Here is a 6,227-nt window from a genome sequence, read left to right on the forward strand (position 1 = left end):
CTCCTGTTTTTTATCAGGACCCGATCAGAGTTCAATACTCATGCCGTCGTAGGAGATGTCTATGCCGTGGGCCAGTACTTCGGCGCGCTCCGGCGACTCCTCATCCAGGATCGGGTTGGTGTTGTTGATATGGATAAGTACCTTGCGTGGTTTTTCCAGCGTATCCAGGTACTCGATCATCCCACCCTGCCCGGACTGGGGCAGATGGCCCATGGCGGTACCGAGCTTGTCGCCGACACCGGAAACAATCAACTCGTCTTCACGCCAGATGGTGCCGTCGACCATTACACAGTCGGCGCTTTCCATCACAGGACGCAGGTGGGGTTCGATCTGGCCGAGGCCAGGTGCATAGAACAGGGTTTTACCGGTCCGGGTATCTTCGATTTTGATACCGATATTGTCACCCGGATGGGGATCGTTACGGTGCGGCGAGTATGGCGGCGCACTGCTGAGCAGGGGCACGGCGGTCAGCTTCAACTCCGGCACCTGCGGAATCGTAAACGGCTTGGCGCCCTCTTCGATTGGAATGCGGTTCCAGTTGATACCGCCGTTCCAGTGCTCAAGCATGTTGAAGATCGGGAAACCAGAGGTGAGATCCTGATGCACCATATCGGTACACCACACCTCGTGCGGACAGCCTTCGCGCAGCATCAACAGACCGGTGGTATGGTCGATCTGGCTGTCCATAAAGACAATGGCCGAGATACCGGTATCACGGATCGCACGCGCCGGCTGCATCGGTCCGAAGCTGTCCAGTTGGGCACGGATATCCGGCGAGGTATTAAACAGGATCCAGTGTTCGCCATCGGCACTGACAGCAATAGAGGATTGGGTACGTGGCTGGGCTTTAATAGTGCCTTCGCGCACGCCCCGACAGTTACGGCAGTTGCAGTTCCACTGAGGAAAGCCACCGCCAGCGGCTGAGCCTAAAACGTGTATTTTCATTATTATTCTTTTGCGCTGGTGACCGTCAGATCCGCATCAGTGCGGCGCCCGTCGTAGTGAGCCCGGCTCCTGCCGGTTGGGAAACCCCAGAGGGGAAAACGCAAAAGCCACGAACGGAGCGTCGTAACTTTTGCGCAAAGTGCTTAGCGGTTTGCGAAGTACATGGTTACTTCGAAGCCGATGCGCATGTCTTTGTATTCTGGTTTAGTCCACATAACGTAATACCCTCTGGTTGTTATTGCTTTGAATAGGAGTTACCAGATTGATAATAGAAATGGGGCCGTGGAACCCATATGGTACTTTGGAACGAAAAAGGTCCTGAATTAGACCAGTAGTAGTACGTTAGATAGATGGGAAAACTTCAGGATCCACGCAGTTACGATTGCAAATAACAGCGATTCAGCAGGAGTTGAAAGTAGTTAAAGCGTGGGAAAAGTGACTGCAAACAATCTTGTCAGCTGTTGAGGTTATCGAACAGCTTTCCCAACAGCTTGTTGACCTTGCGAACCTGCGGCTCAGAAAAACCCTTGAAGGCTTTTTTAAACACGTCCTGCGTATTCGCAAATACATAGGTCACATTTTCGTACCCTTGCTCCGTCAGGCGTACGAGGGTCACACGGCCATCATGATCTGAGGGATAGGCCTCAACCAGGCCTTCATCCTGCATGCGGTACACAATCTTGGTAATGGTGGGTAACTTGCCGAGGGCTTGTTCGGCAATATCGGAGATGCTCATTTCACCGTGCACATTGAGAAGCATGGCCACCCGCCAGCGGGAAATATCCATGTTCATCGGCTTGAGAGTTTTCTCCATCTCCAGCGCATATCGAGCGTTCACCCGAGCGATCCAATAGAATGGAAACTCGTCGAGCTCAAACGCCTCACTGGAGGGACGAGACCTCTCCAGCTTGTCGGATTGTCCAGTCATCGGCTCTATCCTTCTCCGCACTGGATGCCAGGGAGACATCCAGCTAACGTTTCTGGAAAGTCACATACCCACTAAAAACCTTCCGCACAAACACAGGCAAACGGGTAGAGGTGATTTCACTGATTATGGAATAACAGCTACGTAATTTGGAGCGTTTTAAGAAAATAACAAATGATGCGGACAGAAACGAGCGAATTACAGGTATTTTACGTAAACGTAATTTTCCGCCGGCCGGCGGTGCTTGATAAATGTGTCCCGCCATGTGCCCCGCACAAGGCGCAGAAAGACATCTCATACCCTAAAGTATGACGAGTGGGAGGGATGCGATTTAGTGCCGCGGCGATTAACAGCATCACCGCAGCCATCTATCTCAGCGCCCTAATTTCAGGCGCTGAAAGCGTATCAATCAGCTGTCAGCCAGAATGAAGACAACATCATCTTTGCCTTCAATCCACTGATCAACCTGCTCGCGGCTTTTACCAAAGAACACTACGCGGGAAGCGTTGCTCAGTTCACCGTTTGCACCCAGCTTGTGCATGTAAACCCACCAGCTGTCGGCAGCCATCTGACGAATTTTGTAGATATTGCGGATCGGAGAGAAATTGAACGTCTTAGTCATTGTCATTATTTTCTTCGGGATCTGTCACGAGTTACATCGACCAGAATTACAGATCGATGTTTAACGTTCTAAAACTGAATTTTGGCTACTGTTTGAACAGTTCGGGCAGACTTTACCGTTACAAATCCCCGAATCCCACAGGGTTACTGTAGTTTTCTAAATTCCAGAAAATTTTTCTATTTATATCTTATTAAAAGAAAAATCCACCAACCATGGTTCAGAAAGCAACGTAAATCCAAGAAATATTACTGAACCGACCAATACGCGGTGCAATCAACGCTACGTAATCAAAACGGGGAGCTTTATTAATGCGTTCAAACATAATTCCTGCGCTCTGGTAACGCCGCCAGACAGCTTAAACAAAACCAAAAGTCGTTTGCTATAAGTTACTAACCATCTGATTTTCAGTCACAAGTATAAGTTTATGCCGTTTTAATCTGTAACTTATGTGCGGCTTTTCATACACTATCAATAGCTTCAACTTTCCCTGACCATGGAACATCTGCGATGGATATGCCCCCTCAACTTCGTGATATTGAAGAGCAGGTAAAACAACTCCCGTTTTTACCTGTTGTTCTGGCCGAGTTGATGGCGCTGGATAAATGCAAGGAAGACTACTTTGAACAGGTGGTTGCACTTGCACGTAAAGACCCGTCCCTGACCACCCTGATTCTCAAGATCGCCAACTCCGCCGCATCGGGTACGACTCAGCCGATCAGCAGCCTGACAATCGCAATGTCCCGCATCGGCACTGAAAGTATCTCAAACTACATTGCGACCGTAGGCGTGACCCGCGTTTTCCTGCCCGTACAAGCCGAACACCAACTGCTGTGGACCCACGCGATCGAAACCGCGATATATGCCGAGCACCTGGCATTGACCATGAAAGAGTTTGGCGTTAATCCAGAGCTCGCCTATATCAGTGGTCTGTTGCACGACATCGGCCGATTTGTGATGTTTGATGTGGCGCCGAAAGCGCTGGCAGATACACCAAGCACCAGTTGGTCATCTCCCGAGGAACTGCCCCAGGTTGAGCGTAAGACGATCGGTTATGACCACTCCCAGGTGGGCCTGATTGCCTGCAAACACTGGCAACTGCCAAAGGTGCTCTGCAATATGGTACGCGTTCATCATCGCTACGGTATCTACCGAAACCAACAGGTACCTCGGGGCTTCCGCAATCTGTTGCTGATCATTCAACTGGCGGACTTTATCAGTATCTGCCTGACCAAATCCCCGGAATGGCTGGACCTGCCGGAAAAAGAATTTGCTAAGAAATTAGCCAAGAACTGCACGCACGAGGCATGGGGTGAAGTGGACCTACCCTTCCAACGTCTGGCAGAGGAGTTGTGCTTCCTGCAACAGAAAGCACATAACTGGGCGGTAAGCATCGGCTGCGCCTGAGCGGCCCCTACTCAGACACAACCAATATGCAGCCTATTTTACACCTTGAACTTAGATAGTGCGCTATCCTGCTGACTGGTCAGCTGTACCATGGCGTTACAGTTGCTTTCCTGCTCACGCGCCTGGTCTGATACGTTGCCACTGATATCACGGATGTTAGAGGTGTTGCGGTTGATCTCTTCCGCTGTTGCACTCTGCTCTTCCGCTGCGGTCGCGATCTGCAGGGTCATCTGGTTAATGTCCTGAATACTCTCGCGAATACTACCCAGAACACCATCCGCCTCAGCGGCCATAGCCTGGGTCTCGTTGGCACGGTCACGTCCCTTCAGAATCACCACTTCGGCGTTTTTCACACCCGCCTGCAGCTGCTGGATCATATCTTTGATCTCTTCAGTGGACTGCTGGGTGCGGGATGCCAGGGCGCGCACCTCATCCGCAACCACCGCAAAACCACGTCCCAGATCACCTGCACGTGCCGCCTCAATCGCCGCGTTGAGTGCCAGCAGGTTGGTCTGATCAGCGATGTCGGTAATCGTGGTCAGAATGGATGCAATGTTGTCACTGTAGGAGGACAAGTCATTGATGGTACCCACCACGGTTTCCATATCACGTGCCAGGCCTTCAATGGATGTTGTGGTCTGAGAAACCACCTCAACACCGGTATGCGTTGCTTCATCCACCGCCTGTGAGGAGGCTGCGGTACGTTGCGCATTGGCAGCCACGTCCTGCGCGGTCGCAGACATCTCATGCATTGCGGTTGCCAGCTGATCCAGCTCGAACAACTGCTGCTGCAACTGCCCGGAAGCCACTTCAGCAGACGCGGCTGTCATATCGGTATTTGCGCGTACATCTACGGAGATATTCTTCACCTGGCCGACGAGTTCCTGCAGATACGTCAAGAAGCGGTTAAATTCCTCCGACAGCTGGCCGAACTCATCCTTGGTGGTTACTTCCAAACGCTTGGTCAGATCACCCTCACCACTGTTGATCTCCTGGAGAGAATCTTTCAGCGCCTGCAGTGGCTGCAACGTGCGGGATACCGCCATGTAGATTGCTACAGAGGTTAGCAACGCACTGATCAGCGTACCAATTAATGCCGCCCAACCAAAAGCGTTCGCTTCGGCCATCACCTTGGACTTGTCCAGTACCACACCCACGTACCACTCACTGCCGTAAAGACCGGCTAGCTTGTAGTAGGAGGTAAAGACATCACGGCCGGCAACCGTGGTTTCCTGCAGCTCTTCGGAAAAGCGTGGAACACCCGCGGTAAAGAACTCGGTCAGGGATTTACCGTTCAGCTCCGCTTCCGGGTGGCTGATGATGTTGCCATCTGCGCTTACCAGAAACGCGTAGCCGGTGCCGTCGAAGTTCAGTGTATTCACTGCTTCAGAAACGGTCTTAAGGCTCAGGTCGCCACCAAAAGCCCCCTTGAACTCCCCTTTGTCGTAAATGTTGGCCACTGCGGAGATCAGGATCTCCTTGGTCGCTGCATCAGGGTAAGGATCGGTCAGCACCGCACGCTGGTGGCTGCGGGCATAGGGATACCACGGACGCTTGCGGGCATCCCAACCTTGTGGATTCCAAGTCGGATCATTGGTGATGCGCTCACCGTCGGTGTCCAGGCCACCAAAAATGAGGATAAATTCTTTCTTCAGAAGTGGGGTGTTAAACGTATTCTGAATTGTCTCGACACTGAAATCTTCATTGATGGTTTCTGCCATCATATCGATCAGTGCCAGTTTTCCGTTCAGCCAGTTGGTGATCTGTTCACCCAAAGCTTTAGTCGATTCTGCGGTATTCGTCGCTGTACTCTCATACAGCGCGTCTTTCACACTGTGGTACTGCACCCATGAAAAAACCGAAAATGCCAGGACCACAATGGTCGAGGCAAACAACGCGATTTTGTGTGAGACTTTCATCAGGGAACCCTTGTTATGCCATTGGTAGTGTTGCTCCTTGGTCCTGTTATCCATCATGCCGGACTATCTCTAGCGGATATTACATCCAGATGAAATCTTATTTTTAGACCAAAGAAGTATCGACAGAGCCTATCCAACTGGAAGGCTCAGTTCAATATATGAAACTATCGGCATATATAGGAAATATTTAAGAAAACCATCACGTGCATTAAATAATTTCATGTCTGAGGACGACATGATCAGGACGAACCCGACTTAACGCAGCGGAATATATGCCATGAAGTTGAAAAACTCAGATGTGAGAAACCAGAAGAATGTGTAAACCTCCCCTAAAATAGCGGCATCCACATTTAGAGTTCTCCGGCGTACACTACGCCAATACGGAGAGCTAACAATGAAGAAATCACGCTAC

At 50.9% G+C, this 6,227-nt stretch carries 6 protein-coding genes; 1 reads left to right on the forward strand and 5 read right to left on the reverse strand.

Features of this window, described 5'->3' with window-relative positions:
• Positions 1-24: 24 nt before the first annotated feature.
• The 4 genes from pqqB to QKW35_RS18405 form a co-directional block, all read right to left on the reverse strand.
• On the reverse strand, positions 25-945 hold the full coding sequence (gene pqqB / locus QKW35_RS18390) for a pyrroloquinoline quinone biosynthesis protein PqqB (RefSeq protein WP_282355489.1): 921 nt from the start codon (positions 943-945) through the stop codon (positions 25-27).
• Between the two features lie 143 nt (positions 946-1,088).
• Positions 1,089-1,160: a pyrroloquinoline quinone precursor peptide PqqA gene (gene pqqA, locus QKW35_RS18395; protein WP_282355501.1), complete on the reverse strand. Its 72-nt coding sequence runs from the start codon at positions 1,158-1,160 to the stop codon at positions 1,089-1,091.
• Between the two features lie 239 nt (positions 1,161-1,399).
• Positions 1,400-1,873, reverse strand: coding sequence for a MarR family winged helix-turn-helix transcriptional regulator (locus tag QKW35_RS18400; RefSeq protein ID WP_282355491.1), 474 nt, complete (start codon positions 1,871-1,873; stop codon positions 1,400-1,402).
• A 406-nt stretch (positions 1,874-2,279) separates the two neighbouring features.
• On the reverse strand, positions 2,280-2,492 hold the full coding sequence (locus tag QKW35_RS18405) for a hypothetical protein (RefSeq protein ID WP_282355493.1): 213 nt from the start codon (positions 2,490-2,492) through the stop codon (positions 2,280-2,282).
• Positions 2,493-2,999: 507 nt separating this feature from the next.
• Here QKW35_RS18405 and QKW35_RS18410 point away from each other — a divergent pair.
• Positions 3,000-3,896 carry an HDOD domain-containing protein gene (locus QKW35_RS18410; protein WP_282355494.1) on the forward strand — a complete coding sequence of 299 codons (897 nt, stop codon included), beginning with the start codon at positions 3,000-3,002 and terminating at the stop codon, positions 3,894-3,896.
• A 38-nt stretch (positions 3,897-3,934) separates the two neighbouring features.
• Here the strand turns inward: QKW35_RS18410 and QKW35_RS18415 are convergent, their stop codons facing one another.
• Entirely contained in the window at positions 3,935-5,815 is a 1,881-nt protein-coding gene (locus tag QKW35_RS18415) for a methyl-accepting chemotaxis protein (protein ID WP_282355496.1), read from the reverse strand.
• Between the last annotated feature and the right edge of the window lie 412 nt (positions 5,816-6,227).

The organism is Pontibacterium granulatum (assembly GCF_029961155.1).
In the GTDB taxonomy this organism is placed as follows: Bacteria; Pseudomonadota; Gammaproteobacteria; order Pseudomonadales; family Balneatricaceae; genus Pontibacterium; species Pontibacterium granulatum.

Bases quoted from the DNA above. Each gene is read 5' to 3' on its own strand.
- QKW35_RS18410 (WP_282355494.1), top strand. From the start codon at position 3,000: ATGGATATGCCCCCTCAACTTCGTGATATTGAAGAGCAGGTAAAACAA.
- pqqB (WP_282355489.1), bottom strand. From the start codon at position 945: ATGAAAATACACGTTTTAGGCTCAGCCGCTGGCGGTGGCTTTCCTCAG.
- QKW35_RS18415 (WP_282355496.1), bottom strand. From the start codon at position 5,815: ATGAAAGTCTCACACAAAATCGCGTTGTTTGCCTCGACCATTGTGGTC.
- QKW35_RS18400 (WP_282355491.1), bottom strand. From the start codon at position 1,873: ATGACTGGACAATCCGACAAGCTGGAGAGGTCTCGTCCCTCCAGTGAG.
- QKW35_RS18405 (WP_282355493.1), bottom strand. From the start codon at position 2,492: ATGACTAAGACGTTCAATTTCTCTCCGATCCGCAATATCTACAAAATT.